This is a genomic window from Salinivibrio proteolyticus (assembly GCF_027286365.1).
GTDB lineage: Bacteria > Pseudomonadota > Gammaproteobacteria > Enterobacterales > Vibrionaceae > Salinivibrio > Salinivibrio proteolyticus.
The window spans coordinates 2,276,398-2,292,979 of record NZ_CP114584.1 but is presented as its reverse complement, the minus strand read 5'-3'; the positions used below and the strand labels follow the sequence as shown (position 1 = coordinate 2,292,979).

14 protein-coding genes are annotated in these 16,582 nt (G+C 50.0%); 13 read left to right on the top strand and 1 reads right to left on the bottom strand.

Annotated features, from left to right (window positions below):
- Positions 1–17: 17 nt before the first annotated feature.
- The 8 genes from flgE to flgL all read left to right on the top strand — a co-directional run bounded on the left by flgE (position 18) and on the right by flgL (position 9,210).
- Positions 18–1,331, top strand: coding sequence for a flagellar hook protein FlgE (gene flgE / locus N7E60_RS10875; RefSeq protein WP_077478929.1), 1,314 nt, complete (start codon positions 18–20; stop codon positions 1,329–1,331).
- 170 nt (positions 1,332–1,501) lie between these two features.
- A complete protein-coding gene (gene flgF, locus N7E60_RS10870) occupies positions 1,502–2,251 on the top strand; it encodes a flagellar basal-body rod protein FlgF (protein WP_269597483.1) in 750 nt (249 codons plus the stop codon).
- A 22-nt stretch (positions 2,252–2,273) separates the two neighbouring features.
- Complete coding sequence (gene flgG, locus N7E60_RS10865; RefSeq protein WP_069589302.1) at positions 2,274–3,062, top strand: flagellar basal-body rod protein FlgG; 789 nt, start codon at positions 2,274–2,276, stop codon at positions 3,060–3,062.
- A 29-nt stretch (positions 3,063–3,091) separates the two neighbouring features.
- The gene (locus N7E60_RS10860; protein ID WP_408642324.1) at positions 3,092–3,886 is read left to right on the top strand and encodes a flagellar basal body L-ring protein FlgH; all 795 of its coding nucleotides are present in this window, start codon (positions 3,092–3,094) and stop codon (positions 3,884–3,886) included.
- A gap of 25 nt (positions 3,887–3,911) precedes the next feature.
- A complete protein-coding gene (locus N7E60_RS10855) occupies positions 3,912–5,000 on the top strand; it encodes a flagellar basal body P-ring protein FlgI (protein ID WP_069589303.1) in 1,089 nt (362 codons plus the stop codon).
- Between the two features lie 9 nt (positions 5,001–5,009).
- A complete protein-coding gene (gene flgJ / locus N7E60_RS10850) occupies positions 5,010–5,963 on the top strand; it encodes a flagellar assembly peptidoglycan hydrolase FlgJ (RefSeq protein WP_077674320.1) in 954 nt (317 codons plus the stop codon).
- Positions 5,964–6,127: 164 nt separating this feature from the next.
- Positions 6,128–8,005, top strand: coding sequence for a flagellar hook-associated protein FlgK (flgK, locus tag N7E60_RS10845; protein ID WP_167314737.1), 1,878 nt, complete (start codon positions 6,128–6,130; stop codon positions 8,003–8,005).
- 11 nt (positions 8,006–8,016) lie between these two features.
- Positions 8,017–9,210 carry a flagellar hook-associated protein FlgL gene (gene flgL, locus N7E60_RS10840; RefSeq protein WP_069589307.1) on the top strand — a complete coding sequence of 398 codons (1,194 nt, stop codon included), beginning with the start codon at positions 8,017–8,019 and terminating at the stop codon, positions 9,208–9,210.
- A gap of 95 nt (positions 9,211–9,305) precedes the next feature.
- Here the strand turns inward: flgL and N7E60_RS10835 are convergent, their stop codons facing one another.
- A complete protein-coding gene (locus N7E60_RS10835) occupies positions 9,306–11,411 on the bottom strand; it encodes a tetratricopeptide repeat protein (RefSeq protein ID WP_269597482.1) in 2,106 nt (701 codons plus the stop codon).
- A gap of 447 nt (positions 11,412–11,858) precedes the next feature.
- On the opposite strand from N7E60_RS10835, the gene N7E60_RS10830 reads away from it, so the two are divergent.
- From N7E60_RS10830 to N7E60_RS10810, 5 genes are all read left to right on the top strand, one after another.
- On the top strand, positions 11,859–13,001 hold the full coding sequence (locus N7E60_RS10830) for a flagellin (protein ID WP_269597481.1): 1,143 nt from the start codon (positions 11,859–11,861) through the stop codon (positions 12,999–13,001).
- Positions 13,002–13,267: 266 nt separating this feature from the next.
- Complete coding sequence (locus N7E60_RS10825) at positions 13,268–14,392, top strand: flagellin (RefSeq protein WP_167314735.1); 1,125 nt, start codon at positions 13,268–13,270, stop codon at positions 14,390–14,392.
- Between the two features lie 63 nt (positions 14,393–14,455).
- A complete protein-coding gene (locus N7E60_RS10820; protein ID WP_167314734.1) occupies positions 14,456–14,890 on the top strand; it encodes a flagellar protein FlaG in 435 nt (144 codons plus the stop codon).
- 18 nt (positions 14,891–14,908) lie between these two features.
- Positions 14,909–16,267: a flagellar filament capping protein FliD gene (gene fliD / locus N7E60_RS10815; protein ID WP_096629600.1), complete on the top strand. Its 1,359-nt coding sequence runs from the start codon at positions 14,909–14,911 to the stop codon at positions 16,265–16,267.
- Between the two features lie 11 nt (positions 16,268–16,278).
- Positions 16,279–16,572, top strand: coding sequence for a hypothetical protein (locus tag N7E60_RS10810; protein WP_131825260.1), 294 nt, complete (start codon positions 16,279–16,281; stop codon positions 16,570–16,572).
- Positions 16,573–16,582 lie beyond the last annotated feature (10 nt).

Sequence of the window (16,582 nt, the reverse complement as noted above, 5' to 3'; positions counted from 1 at the left end):
ATTAGGAGTGGAAAGCAATGGGTTTTAATATTGCGTTAAGTGGCCTTGGTGCGGCCCAGAAAGACATGAATACCACCAGTAACAACATTGCGAACGCCAATACCTATGGCTTTAAAGAGTCGCGTGCTGAGTTCGGGGATGTGTATTCAACGTCGATTTTTTCGAACTCGAAAACCACCAATGGTACAGGTGTGCAAACCTCGGTCGTTGCGCAGCAGTTCCATGAGGGCTCGAGTATCTACACCAACAACCCGTTGGATTTACGGATCAGTGGTAATGGGTTCTTTGGCGTCTCGAATGATAAGCTTCAAACCAGTGACTATCACCTGACGCGTAACGGTGCCTTCCACCTTGATAAAAACAACGACATTATCAACTCGGAAGGTCAATATCTGCTGGGTTATAAAGTAGACCCTGACACGCAGCAAGTGGGATCGTACGAACCCCAAGCCCTGAATGTGCCCGATCAGTTTGGTCAGCCTCGTGCCTCGCAAAACGTTGATATTGGCTTGAACTTACCAGCCGGTGGCGCAGAGAAAGATCCGGCGCAGTTTAATTTTGAAGACCCAGAAACCTACAACAAGCAAACCTCTGCCACTGTGTATGATTCATTGGGTCAGCCTTATAAGCTTTCCACCTACTATGTGAAAGGCAATGATCCCGCCAACCCGAATAGTTGGTCGGTGTACTACACCATGACGGATCCCGAAGGGGAAAAACCGGTTAATATTCAAGGTGGTAACGTCACCAACGCCACAGGACACACGGGGCATACGGTCGATTTTAACTCAGATGGCTCCGTTAACAGCATCAACGGTGGCAACCCAATAGTGACCGATCCACTCGGCCCTGCGGGGGCGGCGCTAGAGATGAACGGTGCAAATGGTGATCAGCAGTTGACGATTAACTTCGACAACCCAACCCAATATGCCGCACCGTTTGAAATGCGTAAGTTTAGCGACGATGGCGCGACGACCGGCTATTTGACCAAGGTCGATATTGATCCCAAAGGCACCATCATGGCCACCTATAGTAACGGTGAAAACATCGCACTAGGGCGTGTCGCCATGGTTCGTGTGGCCAACCAACAAGGCCTCGCGCAAGTGGGCAACACCCAATGGGATGTGACACAAGACTCTGGCGATCCTATTTTTGGTGAAGCGATGCAAGGTGCGTTTGGCCAAGTAAAAAGCGGAACGATCGAGCAATCGAATATCGATATGACTCAAGAGCTGGTGGACTTGATCACTGCACAGCGTAACTTCCAAGCCAACTCGCGAGCCTTGGAAGTGAGCAACCAGATGCAACAAAACATCTTGCAAATTCGATAGCCGTGCTTTCCTTGCCGTCCACCCCTTGGGCGGCAAGGCTTTTCCATTCTCTCCTTCTCTTTAGCGTCTTCTTGGCGCTAAATCTTCATAATCACCTGATAAACATCAAGTTTTAATAATGGCATGCTCTTTGCTTTGTTCTAGTTAGAACGATTGTGGAGGCAACCAATATGGATCGCGCGTTATACCTTGCCATGAGTGGTGCGAAGCAGGACATGCAAGCGATGCAGCTGCGCGCAAATAACTTGGCAAACGTGAGCACAACAGGCTTTCGAGCCGATCTTGAGCAGTCTCGCTCCATGCAAGCGTATGGCGAAGGACTTCCCAGCCGTGTGTTCAACATGACAGAGCGTCCTGGCTATCGTTTTGAGCAAGGCTCAACGATTACCACCGGCCGTAGCCTCGATGTTGCCGTACAGGGACAGGGTTGGTTAGCGGTACTCGATAGCCAAGGGCAAGAGGGATATACCCGCGCGGGCCACTTGAAAGTCGACCAGACAGGGCTGCTGCAAAACAGTAACGGCAACCTAATCTTAGGGGAAACCGGCGGTCCGATTTTTATTCCACTCCCGGCAGCAAAAATTGAAGTGGGCAAAGATGGCTCGGTGTCGGTGCTTCCGCAAGGGGCGCCTGCTGATGCGATGGAAGTGGTGGATAGGATTAAATTGGTTCGTCCCGACAATCAAGACTTATTCAAAGACAAAGACGGGGTTTTCAAAGCCAAGCAACCCGGCACTATCTTTCCTGCTGATGCGGGCGTGACGCTACTCACCGGTGCATTAGAAGGCAGCAACGTTAATGCTGTGGGCGAAATGACCGGCTTAATCGACTTGCAGCGTCACTTTGAAATGCAAGTGAAGCTGATGAAAACTGCGGAAAAAATGGACGAGTCGTCTGCATCACTGTTGCAGCTTGGCTAAGTCATCTTAAGAGGAACACACTATGCATCCAGCATTATGGGTCAGTAAAACCGGACTTGATGCGCAACAGACTAACATCTCGACCATCTCGAATAACTTAGCGAACGCATCCACCATTGGCTTTAAAAAGTCGCGTGCCGTGTTTGAAGATTTGTTTTATCAAAACATCAACCAACCGGGTGGCCAGTCTTCGCAGAACACAGAGTTGCCCAGTGGCTTGATGCTAGGCGCGGGTTCTAAAGTGGTTGCCACGCAGCGTGTTCATACCAATGGTAATGTGCAAACCACCAATAACGCGCTTGATATGATGATCCAAGGCGATGGTTTCTTCCAAGTATTGTTGCCGGACGGCAATATCGGTTACCAACGTAATGGTCAGTTCACCCTAAACGATGAAGGCACCATAGTGACATCGGGTTCTGGCTACGTGCTGCAACCTGAAATCACCGTACCGCAAGACGCGGTGCAGATTACGGTGGGTACTGACGGTGAAGTGTCAGCCCGTTTGCGTGGGCAGCAAGAAAACCAAGTGTTGGGTCAGATCACCACGGTCGATTTTATCAACCCAGGTGGGTTGGAGCCGATTGGGCAAAACATTTACTTACCGACAGGGGCCAGTGGCGATCCACAAGAAGGGGTGCCTGGTCTGGATGGCTTCGGTGAAGTGAAGCAGTCGATGCTAGAAACCTCGAACGTGAATGTCACCGAAGAGCTGGTCAACATGATTGAAGCGCAGCGTGTCTACGAGATGAACTCAAAAGTGATTTCGTCTGTTGACCAAATGCTGAGTTATGTGAATCAGCAGTTATAAACAAGGTTAAGGGTTACAAGGGGGCGCTGATGACTTTCCAACGTGTTTTAATGCCAAGCTTGTTGCTTATGGCCTTGTTCGGTCTGAGCGGCTGCTCTTTGCCGGGTCAGCAAGACACAGGTAGTGATCTTGACCAAGCAACCTCAACCACGGATGCGGTCGAGGGCGAGACAGCGCCAGACAGTGAGGGGCTGATTGGCTTACTCCGCCAACGCGAAGATCCCAAAGCAGGTGATCCGGCTTGGTCACCCATTCGTCCTCAGCAACCCCCAGAGCATTACGCGACGGCGACAGGCTCCTTGTTTGATAGTACTCGCCAGCGTGACCTTTATGACGGGTCTAAACCGCGCGGTTTGGGGGATATCGTCACCGTGATGCTCGAAGAGAACACGCAAGCACAAAAAAGTGCGAGCTCTGATTTGGCGAAATCCAATGACCTTAGCATGGATCCGCTCTCGTTGGGGGGGGAAGAGATCACTATCGGCGAGCGGACCCTTTCTTATGAAGTGAGTAACGATAACTCCTTCACAGGCTCTGCCTCAGCCGATCAGAGCAACAGCCTACAGGGATCAATCTCAGTCCAAGTAATTGATGTTCTCTCGAATGGCAACCTCATGGTTCGAGGTGAAAAGTGGCTGACATTAAACTCAGGGGATGAATACATACGCCTCAGCGGTACCATTCGTCCGGCCGACATTAGCCCAGATAACACGATTGCATCGACACGTATTTCTAACGCGCGTATTCAATATTCAGGAACGGGTGATCGCCAAGATACGCAAGAGCAAGGCTGGTTGGCACGATTCTTTAATGTCACTTTATAGCGCAATAACGTGCCGGAGAGTTGACGTGAAAAAGTGGTTGTTATCGATTGTATTGCTGGTGGTGGCGTTTCCGAGCCTCGCGGCACGCATAAAAGATGTGTCGGAAGTGGCAGGCGTGCGCAGCAACACCCTGACAGGCTATGGTCTGGTCGTGGGTTTGCCGGGCACCGGTGAGAGCACGCCGTTTACCGATCAAAGTTTTAAATCTATGCTGGAAAACTTTGGCATCCAGCTGCCACCCGACATCAACCCTCAGGCAGCCAATATTGCGGCGGTGGCTGTTACGGCAGATTTACCCGCTTTTGCGAAGCAGGGTCAAAAACTTGACGTTACGGTTTCCTCGATTGGTTCGGCTGAAAGCCTGCGCGGGGGAACGCTGTTGCAAACCTTCCTGAAAGGTTTGGATGGTAACGTCTATGCCATTGCACAAGGCAACTTGATTGTGGGTGGCTTTAGCGCCACGGGGGCGGATGGCTCACGATTAGTGGGGAATACACCAACGGTTGGCCGTATCACTAATGGCGCGTCTGTTGAGCGCGAAGTGCCCAATCCCTTTGGTCGCGGCGATTTCTTGACCTTCAACTTATTCCAAGCAGATTTCACCACTGCCCAACGTATGGCGGATGCCATTAATCGCTTCTTAGGCCCTTCAATGGCCTCAGCGATGGATGCGACGTCTATACGTGTTCGAGCGCCTCGTGATGTCAGCCAGCGCGTCGCGTTTTTATCGACGGTGGAAAACATTGAATTTGAGCCGGGCGATGCCGCCGCCAAGATCATTGTAAACTCCCGCACGGGGACGATCGTGGTGGGACAAAATGTTCGTTTGCGACCTGCGGCGATCACTCATGGTGGGATGACAGTATCCATTAATGAAGATTTCAATGTGAGTCAGCCTAATCCGCTCGGGGGCGGGGAAGCGATCGTTACGCCGGATACTGATATTGAAGTGCAAGAAGAAGAGGGGCGGATGTTCCACTTTAAGCCGGGCGTGACCTTGGACGACTTGGTACGTGCCGTTAATGGCGTGGGGGCAGCACCGTCAGATCTGATGGCAATACTGCAAGCGCTGAAACAAGCAGGTGCCATTGATGGCCAGTTGATCGTGATATAGGGCAGAACAATGAAATCACCGGTTGATAGCCAGTTTGTGCATGACATTAGCCAGCTCGATTCACTACGGCAAAAAGCCGTAAGTGGTAAAGATGGTGATGAAAAAGCGGCATTGCGGGCGGCGGCAGAACAGTTTGAGTCGTTGTTTACACAAATGCTGTTCAAATCGATGCGAGAAGCGAATGAAGCCTTTGAATCGGATTTGATTGATAACCGCACGTCGAAATTTTACGAGCAAATGGCCGATGAGCAACTTGCCAGTGAACTGAGCCGGGAGGGTTCCCTCGGCCTGGCAGATATGATTGTGCAACAGCTAGGCAGCGCGCAATCGGGTGAGCCCCAAACCAACTTAAAAGAGGCCGCTTTCGCATCCGCGAACGCGCTGCCCATGAATAAAGATCAAAGTCGGCAAGCGGCAGAGCAAGCGATGGCCGAACTGGATAGACAATCTATTGCGCCGCCAAGTATTCCAGAGCGTCCTATACGTAAAGAATCGTTTGATTCGCCAGAATCGTTTGTGCAAACCCTCACGCCTCACGCACGTCGAGCCGCTCGGGCGCTAGGTACCGATCCTGCGATTATTCTTGCGCAAGCGGCGCTAGAAACGGGATGGGGTAAAAAAGTGATCGCCAACGCGCGCGATAACAGCCATAACCTATTTAATATTAAGGCCGATAAGCGCTGGCAGGGCGATAAAGTCGCGACGCAGACCTTAGAAGTCTATGATGGCATACCGGTTCAAGAAACCGCGAGTTTCCGTGCCTACCCATCGTATCAAGATAGCTTTGACGACTTCGTCTCTTTCCTCAATAGCAACCCTCGCTATCAGCAGGCACTGTCCCAGTCTGCACAACCAGAGCAATTTATTCGCGAGTTGCATCAGGCCGGTTATGCGACCGATCCGGATTATTCGAACAAGGTGCTCCGCGTGCTCGATCAAGTCCGCGGCATGATGGATCAATAACGGCAGGCAAGGGCTTGCCGTTGTCCTTTCCTTTCTTTGTCTGATGTTGAAAAATTATATTAACTCACTGATTTTTATAAAATAAAAAGCCTATATTTCTATTGGCTCAATTCTTGCTTTGATTCCTGTATCTCGTTTCTATTGCCGGGTTTTCTGGAGGCACAATGGGCTTTGACCTGCTTTCCCTTGGGTCGCAAGGTGTACTCACCGCGCAGCGACAACTTAATACCACAGGTCACAATATTTCCAATGTGAACACTGAGGGTTATAGCCGTCAGTCTGTTGAGCAACAAGTTAACGATCCTCATTATTGGGGAGGGAATAACTACGGTGACGGCGTACACGCCGCTGCCGTGCGCCGTAATTACGATAAGTTTGCCGTTAATGAGCTCAATATTGCTACCTCCAATTTAGAACATGCCGCCGCGCGTAATGATCAGCTTGGGCGCCTTGACGATATGATGGCGCACTCAGCGCGGAAAATTCCTGACAATATGAATGAGTTCTTTGGTGCAGTAAAAGGCCTCACCGATAGCCCGAGTGATATGGGAGCGCGTAAGGTGGTGCTAGAGAAAGCGCGCATGGTGTCTGCTGGATTAAACGACGTATATGGCGTACTTCAGCAGCAGTCGATTGATACCTCCTCGCAAATCGATGCCACGGTCAAGCGTATGAACGATATTGGCCGCGAAATTGTTGATATTCATAAAGCTATTCTGAAAACACCGGGCGAGCCGAACGATCTACTTGACCGTCATGACAAGCTCATTCGTGAGTTAGCTGAATACACCCAAGTCAGTGTTAATGCGCGTGAAGATGGCTTATTTAACGTCATCATCGGCAGTGGTCATATGTTAGTGTCAGGGATGAACAGCAGTGAACTCACAACCTTACCGGGAAAGCCTGATCACCAAGAACGTCAGCTGGCCTTAGTTGAAGGGAAAAGCGTGAAAGCGATTTCTAATCGCGATATTCGCGGTAAGCTCGGCGCGTTATTTGAATATCGCGATCAGACACTGGGGCAGGCGCGTGACGAACTCGGCCGTATGGCGATTGGCTTTTCTCAAGCATTGAACGATTTGCAAGGACAAGGCTTCGATCTAAATGGTGAGGTTGGCAAGAATATCCTGACCGACTTTAATGACGACCGTATTGCGGCATCCCGGGTGATCAAAAGTGGTGATTCGACCGCCGATCTTAAAGTGTACATCGATGATCTTCAGAAGCTTAAAATTGGTGACTATCAATTAAAATTTGATGGGGCGCAGTACACACTCACGTCACCTGATGGCCAGCAATCAGCGGTGACGCCAAGCGGAACACCGCCAAGTTTTAATGTAGATGGCATGCGCGTTCAAATCGACGCTAACCTTGCGCCTAACGAACGGGTCTTTTTGCGCCCCGCGCGTGCAGCTGCGGGGCAAATCCGCATGGTGATGGATGATCCTGCTGGCATTGCCGCTCAAAGTTATGTCAGCGCCAGCTCAATTAGCCATGGTGAGGGGGATGTGCGCGTACTGCAGTCTGGGGCTCAGAAAGAATTCCAAGTTCGCATATCACCCGATGGGAGTCAGTTTGCGGTCACGGATACAGACGGACAAGTATTGCTTGCTCCGCAAGCATATCCGCCAACAGGGCCGATTAACGTCAATGGCACCTTGATTGAGATTAACGATAAAGCGGCGCCTGACGACATTCTTGCCATCAGTCTGATCCCAGCAGATGGCGACAACAGTAACCTGATCCGAATGCAAGAATTGCAAACGCAAAAGCTAATGGATAACGGACGTTCTACCTTGTTGGATGTGTATGAAGGGTTGAATACCGACCTTGGCGTACAAAAGGCGTCGTATGAACGACTGCAAGATGTCAGCTTGGTGGAGCATGATGCGGCCGAAGGACGCGTTGCTGAAATCGCTGGGGTCAATCTGGACGAAGAAGCCGCGAATATGATGAAGTTTCAACGTGCCTATATGGCGGCGTCGCGCATTATGACAGCGGCAAATGAGACGTTTGATTCACTGCTCAATGCGACACGATAAGGATAGCGATCATGATTAGCCGTATTGCCAGCTTTCACAACTACCAGTCAGTGTCTAACGATATCATGCGCCAGAATATTAAGGTGCAAGATAATCAAGAACAAATGGCGACCGGTAAGCGGGTGATCACTGCAGGTGATGATCCTGTGTCGTCAATTTATATTCAGAATTTCCGCCAGCAAGACGAACAAATTGATCAGTTCATTGACTCGATAACGTTAGCGAGAAACCGCCAAACGCGTGAAGAGATCGCGATTGATGAGTCTGAGCAATTGATGGACAGTGCGAAACGCAAAGTGATGGCGATGATCAACGGGTCGCTATCCGATGACGATCGCACCGCGCACCGTCAAGACTTGCAAGGTATGTTTGATAATTTTATGGACTTGGTGAATACCAAGGATGAATCAGGCAACTTCTTGTTCTCAGGGACCCAAACCAGCACGCAACCTTTTTATCGCGACAGTCAAGGCAATGTCCGTTATGCCGGTGATAGCTATTTTCGTACTGCGCAAGTTGCCCCCGCGGTAGAAGTGCCCACATCGGATCCGGGCGATAAAATGTTTATGGAAATTGATAACCCTTATGGGGATTATCAGCCCGAATACGATTTGCAAGATGGCTCCTTGTTGCTGCTTGCTCGCGCAGAAAACAGCAATAATGCAGACAACGCCGCGTACGCCGTGACCTTTGATGTAAATGCCAGTGGAGATACAACCTATTCATTAACCCAAAACGGGACCGAAGTGAGCACTGGGCTCTACGATCCTCAAAATGGGATTGAGTGGAACACGCTTAAAATGACCTTTGAAGGTGAGATGAAGCCCGGCGATACCATTGCACTCGAGCGTCAAGACACCTTCACTATCTTTGATGCGTTTAAACATGGTGCCGCGTTGTCGTATGCTGACATCGATGATGCGTCTGCAACCGCAGAGCTGCATCAAGTCACCGATCAGTTTGCAGCGGCCTTCAAACACTTAAACAAGGCCCGTTCTGAGGTCGGGACACGTTTGACTACGCTAGATCGGCAAGAGAGCATGCACAAAGATTTCAAATTGGTGCTAAATCGCTCATTGGGCACTATGGAGGACTTGGACTATACCCAAGCTGCGATCGATATGAATGAAGACATGTTAGCCCTACAGGCATCGCAACAAGCGTTTGCGAAAACGAAAGACTTATCGCTGTTCAACTATATCTAATCCGCATCGTCAACGTGCTTTAACGGTGAGACGTTTCTATGAAAAGGGCAGTATTGACTGCCCTTTTGCTATTAGTGGTATTGAGACAACGTCGGTTATCCGGTCAATAAATCGCGATACATGGCCTGTGCCATGGCGTCCAATAGCGGCTTTTTATCGTTCAGTAAGGGTGGATAGCAGAACGCATACTCTTGATGGCCAGACATTGCGACCGCTTGCATCGGATCACTGTCTTTGTGGCCGGCAAAAAAGACATAACAAGGTGCCCCTACCGCAACGGCGGTCCGGTGAACAGCGGTACCTGCGGTAAACACGCCGTCAATGGATGCCATAACATTCGCACTCCCGACAAAATCATCCTTAAGATCCAAGCCTGGCAATTGCACAACCTCGACCCCAGTTTGCTTTTTAACTTTGGCCAGCTCTTTTGAGCAGTCGCCATACTGTAGGTTCACAAACTGAACCTTAGGATGAAGGGAGCGCATTTTTGTTAACCATTGCCCCAGTTCATCGGCAATCAAATAGTGGATATTCCGTGTTGCCGCCGCCAAGCCACTTCGCCAGCAAACGCCAATAACTGGCCCTTGTGCTTTCAGTTCATCTAGCACCGATTGCCAAGGTGTCTCTTGAGTCGCCGACGCATGAATATAGGTTTGCTGGTAAAGGTGGCGTTCGAAGTGCTGATAACAAATTCCCGCCAGTGAGCCGCCCGCGACCCAGCTATTGATATCGGCCAACACGTGATCAGGAATATGGATATCTTTCCCATCAGTACGTGAAATAGGCACGATCTCTGTGGTGGGAAAGGCAGCTTTGAGCACGGGCTCAAGACGAGGATCACAGCCAACGTAGACCTTTCGGGCACGTTCCACCACCATAGGCACATTATGAAAATAGGCGAGCTCATCCCCGACACCTTGTTCAGGCATAATGAGTACAGCATCGCTTTCGGGACGAGAAAGGTCCCAACGTGGTAACTCACCGTGATATTTCAGTCGACGCCCACATTCAATGCCAGCTTCGTTGGCCTCATAAAATGCGGGCCATGCCATCTGAGTACGATAGACAAACGCTAAGTTAAAGCGCAGCGCGTGATCATCCGGGCTGTCAGCCAATAGCGATTCGAGACGCTTTTGCGCGCTATCAATGTTGCCTAAATACCAATCTAATTCGCCTAATTGCGCTTGCAAGGTATTCGCATGCTTACCCACGACGTATTGGCAGGCTTTTTCGTGAATATGGTAGCAATGGGTCAGTTTTTCGTGGGTAAATTGGTGATGTTGTTTCAAATGCTCAAATGTGGCACGCGCCAGCGCATAATGTAACTCTCCGCGCTCAGGGTCTTCCCGCAAGCACTGCTTAGCAAGTTTACTGGCTTCTAACCAGTTTTGCTCATTGAGGTAAATCACCAATAATTGTCGGAGAAACGCTGGATCTTGGCTTTGTTTATACACGCTCAGGCAGCGTCGTCTCGCGTGGGCATAGTGGCCTAATCCCGATTCGGCTTTGATCAGAAGCAGTTGCCAAACTGGGTGAGCTTGCGCTTTATCACTGCCACGGAGTAACAACTGATGGGCTTTTCCGAAGGCTTCATCATCTAGCGCATACTGCGCCAGTGCCATCAGTGCCGGCGGGTAATCCGGCTCAAGCGTTAAGATCGTTTGATAGAGCTGTTCGCCTTGCTCCACATGCCCATCAGCCATGAAGTTCGCCGCTAATGTCATGGTTTTCTCAATTTCTTCGGCGAGCCCTTGATTTTTGAGTTGGTGTAACTCGTCACGTAATGCATGGGTACGACGGCTTTCGCCTTTATGGCCGAGTTTGTCAGTCAGTTGGGCACGTAGGTTCAGAATGTCAGGGTTGGTTGGCGCGGCAACAAATAGACGTTCGACGATCTCCATTGCTGCCGTGTTCTTTCCTTGTTGAACCAGCAGCTGCGCTTTATCAAACAGTAATGATAAATCGTCGGGAGTGAGTGCCAGTGCATGGTTGATATGCGCCATCGCCTGCTCGAGATTGCCTTCCTCCGCATCTAATACGGCGAGGACTTGCCGCACTTGTGCCGCATCGGGCGCATGAGACAAAATTTGCTCGAACACGTCGCGGGCGTCCGCTTTATTTCCTTCTTGATAAAGGTTTATGCCGAGTTTAAATGCCTCATCCAACGTCATATTGGTATGGCCATCGTTATCTTGGGTCATAGATTGCGTCGTCCTATTCTAGCTGTGGTGAGCACGGCCGTTGGCGCTGCCTGTCAAGGCAATGGCGCTGTATGGCAAGCCAAGGTTAATGCAAAAAATGTTCCTTTGATCTGTGGGTTAGCGTGTTTGGCAACTTACTTGCAGGGTAACAAAGCAAATAAAGTTGGATAGGCATTGCCGCTCGTTTGCCGCTTTCGCCGCATTTTATGGTTTAGGCGTTGCCTCTTAAGATGATTGGTTGAGCAATAAAGGTCAATAAATCATTGATTAAAATAAACTTTATAAAGTTGGCACACATATTGTATTAAATTCATCAAGCGGCCAGTTTTTGAACGGGCTGATCTTGAAACTGATTAACAAGCTGTTCCCGCAGCACCGCAAACAAACAGTGCAACACGTCGCGGGTAGGCTGTTTCGCAAAGCAAGCGAAAGTCAAAGGAGAGCAAAATGGGTGTAACAGTTAACACCAACGTGTCTGCGATGACTGCGCAGCGTTACCTGAATAAAGCGACTGATGAGTTGAATAATTCAATGGAACGTCTGTCGTCAGGTAGCCGAATCAACAGTGCTAAAGACGACGCGGCGGGTTTGCAGATTTCTAACCGTTTGGTTGCTCAGACGCGTGGTCTGGATGTGGCAATGCGAAACGCCAACGATGGTATTTCGATTGCGCAGACCGCTGAAGGCGCCATGCAAGAATCCACTAACATCTTGCAACGTATGCGAGATCTCTCACTGCAGTCAGCGAATGGCGCGAACGGTAAATCCGAGCGCATCGCGATTCAAGAAGAGGTTGCAGCCTTGCAGGATGAGCTAAACCGTATTGCAGAAACTACAGCATTCGGTGGGCGACGCCTACTCAACGGCTCTTTCGGGGATGCGTCTTTCCAAGTCGGTGCCGATGCCGGTGAGGCGATCATCATGGGCTTAACCAGTATCCGCGCGGATGATTTCCGCATGGGTGGGGTTGAATTCGTTGGCACACAGCCAAAATCGGCTGACTGGCAAGTTGACCCGACCGCATCAACACTGCAGCTACAGTTTACCACCAAAGACGGTGAAAATGTCAGCTTAACGATCGGTGCCAAGCCAGGTGATGATGTTGAAGAATTGGCCAGCTACATCAATGGTCAATCCGATGAAATGCTCACCGCGTCTGTCGATGAAGAAGGGCAATTGCAAATCTTTATCGAAGAGCCCAAAGTCGAAGGCACAGTTACCTTCGGAGGCGGACTTGCGACATCGTTAGGGTTAGTTTCCGGTAACGGTGACTTGATCACGACCAAAGACATCGACGTATCGGATGTGGGCGGTGCACAAATGGCCGTTGGTGTGATTGACTCTGCGATGCGTTATATCGACAGTCAGCGTGCTGACTTGGGTGCGAAGCAAAACCGCTTGAGCCACACCATCAGCAACTTGTCGAACATTCAGGAGAATGTGTCTGCGTCCAATAGCCGGATTCGCGATACTGACTTCGCGCGCGAAACCACGGCCATGACGAAAGGGCAGATCCTTCAGCAAGCGGGTACGTCGATGTTGGCTCAGGCCAAACAGATGCCTCAAGCTGCACTGAACTTGCTTCAGTAACACTGACAAATCAAGCAACTAAAAAGCGGCAACTGATTGCCGCTTTTTTTTATGTCATTTTTTTCGCGAATCACGCTAAAGATATTTCTCCTGTGGACGTTAACTTCCATAGCACCATGAAGCGACGGTGGTTTAGCCATCGTCAGCACGCAAAAAATATTAAAGCTTTTTGACTGTGCGCCGCTAAATGGGTTGTGAAAGATTTTCGAACTGGTTTTCCCTGGTCAGCTGGGCGAAGCCGGACCTAGAACCAAAGGAGAATAGTTATGGCTATTACAGTTAACACTAACGTCCCTGCAATGACTGCTCAGCGTTACTTGAATAACTCAACCGATGCGCTGAACAACTCAATGGAACGTTTGTCATCCGGTTATCGTATCAACAGCGCCAAGGATGACGCAGCGGGTCTGCAAATTTCTAACCGCTTGATGTCTCAAAGCAGTGGTCTGGATGTTGCCGTACGTAATGCCAACGACGGTATCTCTATGGCGCAAACCGCCGAAGGGGCGATGGAAGAGTCAAGCAACATCTTGCAACGTATGCGTGACCTATCCTTGCAGTCCGCTAACGGTGCAAACGGCGACTCTGAGCGTGCAGCTATCCAAGAAGAAGTGGTGGCCTTGCAAGACGAATTAAACCGTATTGCAGAAACCACATCATTCGGTGGTGCGAAACTACTGAACGGCACATTTGGTACGCGTTCATTCCAAGTGGGTGCGGATGCCGGTGAAGCCGTGATGATGGAATTCAAAAACATCCGTGCTGATCATGCTGAAATGGGTGGTGCTAGCTTTACTGCAGCAAACGCAAAATCTGCAGGTTGGACAGCAACAGACGGTGCAACCTTAGCCATTACTATTACGGATGCGGACGGTGCAACGACCTCTATCAACGTGACAGCAAAAGGCGGCGATGACATTGAAGAAATTGCTACCTATATTAATGGTCAGTCGCAAGACAAACTGAGCGCATCGGTTACTGAAGATGGTGAGCTTCAGATTGTCACTGCAGCAGGTTCAGATGCTACCTTTACCGGTGCATTGGCAACGTCATTGGCAATGGGTACCAAGGTGGATGAAACCATCAAAGATGTGGATGTTTCGACTATCGGTGGTGCACAGAAAGCTGTGGGTCTTATCGATAACGCGATGCAGTTTATCGACTCACACCGTGCTGAGCTGGGTGCGAAACAGAACCGTCTAAGCCACACGATTGCGAACTTGGACAACGTGAACGAGAACGTGACCGCCTCTAACAGCCGAATCCGCGATGTGGACTTCGCTAAAGAGACCACTGAGTTCACTAAGTCTCAGATTCTGCAGCAATCTGGTACGTCGATTCTGGCACAGGCCAAGCAGGCGCCGTCAGCGGCACTGAGCCTGTTGGGTTAATCACGCTTTATAACCCAGTAGCGGCGGACACTCCGCCGCTACGCTAACAGGAGGTGAATCGTAATGGACATTTCATCCGTTTCAACTTCATCCCTGCCTCATACCGGCTCTTCCGACGGCACAAAGATTGCAAGAGAAGAGAGAGTAGGAAAAACTCGGTCTGACCAGGTTAGCGTGAGTCAAAACCAGCAGGCCGTTCGTCGAGAAACGCGTGAGTCTATGCAGCAGCGACGCGTTGAACAAGCGGAGCGTCTTAACGAAACCCGCGAAATGCAACGTGAGCAGCTGGAGAAGTTGGTCGAACGTCTCGATGAGTTTATGTCCTCTTTTAACAAAGGCCTAGCATTCCGGCTTGATGAGGATACGGGCAGAAGTATCATCACTGTTTATGAAATGAGCAGTGGGGATATCATCCGCCAAATCCCAGAAAAAGAAATGCTAGAGCTGGCCAAGCAATTGTCGCAACATGCGCGAGGGCTGGTGGCAGAAAAGGTATAACGAGGTGAGAGAATCGTCATGGGTGTAAACGCAGCAGGCATGGGTAGCGGTATCGATATCAATGCCATGGTCACTAAGATCGTGGATGCTGAGCGTGCACCCAAACAAGAGCGAATCGTCAAACGCATGAATGATGTCGAAACTGACATCAGTGCGTTTGGCCGCTTAAAAGAATCTCTCGATAAACTCAAAAGTCAAATGTATGACTTTCGTCGCAACGAGTCTTATGCGGCAAGGACTGCCTCAGTCAGTAATTCTGACGCTTTAAGTGCATCAGCGAGTCCTGATGCGATCCCCGGAAAATACCAAATTAATGTTCAGCAGCTAGCGAGCACGCATAAGCTCGTTTCTGCTGGCATGGATTCTGATGCACCACTCGGTACTGGTAAGCTCACCATTACCATGGGCAACCGGACAAGCATCATTGATATCCCGCAAGGTAAAAATAGTTTAACCGACGTTGTCCGTGCGATTAATAGCGACCCAACCAACCCCGGTGTGCAAGCGTCACTGATCCAAGATGACAGTGGTGCAAGATTGGTTCTAAACGGCACTAAGACGGGGGCGGGCAATCAGATTGCAGTGAACGTTGATGCTCAAATGGGGAGCGCCCTGCATCAACTGGGATTTAAAGTCGGTCAAGCTGGCAATGGCTTGACGCAAATGCAAGCTGCGCAAGATGCGCAGATTATGATTGATGGTATTGCATCTGTCTCCAGTGAAACCAACACCTTTACCAATGCGATTGAAGGGGTGTCACTTGACGTCAGTCAAGCTGGGGCGTCACCCATTACCTTGTCTGTTGAGCATGATCGTGAGTCGGTACGCTCCACGCTGGAAAGCTTTGTTGATAACTACAACGCCTTTTTCCGTGTGGCACAAGCCGTGGGTAAATACGATCCCGAGACACAGCAAGGTGGGCCATTAGTCGGAGAAAGTGTAATCCGTACGGCCACAAGTCGCTTACGGAACTTGTTTTCATCGCCCATTGAACAAGCACCAGAAGGGATGAAGACACTCAGCGAGCTGGGTGTAACGACCACGATGGATGGGCGGTTAGAAATTGATAGCAAGGTGTTAGATAGACAGCTGCGTCAAAATTTTAACGCTTTAGAAGGTTTCTTTGGTGGAAACAAGGGGTTTGCTCGCCAGCTGGAAGAAGTTGTGAATGGCTTTACCGGGGCAGGTGGCGCCATCAGTAACCGCGAGAATACCTTGTCTGATCAGAAGCTGCGCTTACGCGATGAGCAGCAGGAGCTGGATAGACGGATGGAAAACCTTGAGGCGCGGACCATGAAACGCTTCTCTGCCATGGAAGAAGCGACAGCGCAAATGCGCTCACAGCTTCAAGCAATGCAAAACATCATGCCAGCATGATGACGAGTGAAATGACACACTGGCTTCAGCAATTAGAAGCGATTGATGAGGCGATTGCGCATTCACTAGCCGAACGTGATGCTGATCCCGAAAAACTGGCTCAGCAATTGCATGATAGAAAGGCATTACTCGACCAGATTGCAGCGTCTTCGGAGCAGCCTGATGGTCAAGCATGGGCAAAGGCATTATCAAGAACCGAACAGCTGGTTCAAGCACTCGATAATGAAAGAGCTGATGCTGCCAAGACGTTGTTGCAGCAGCGCAAGGGTAAGCAATCTGTGCAGCTGTATAAGAAATTTCAATAGGTGAGGAAGA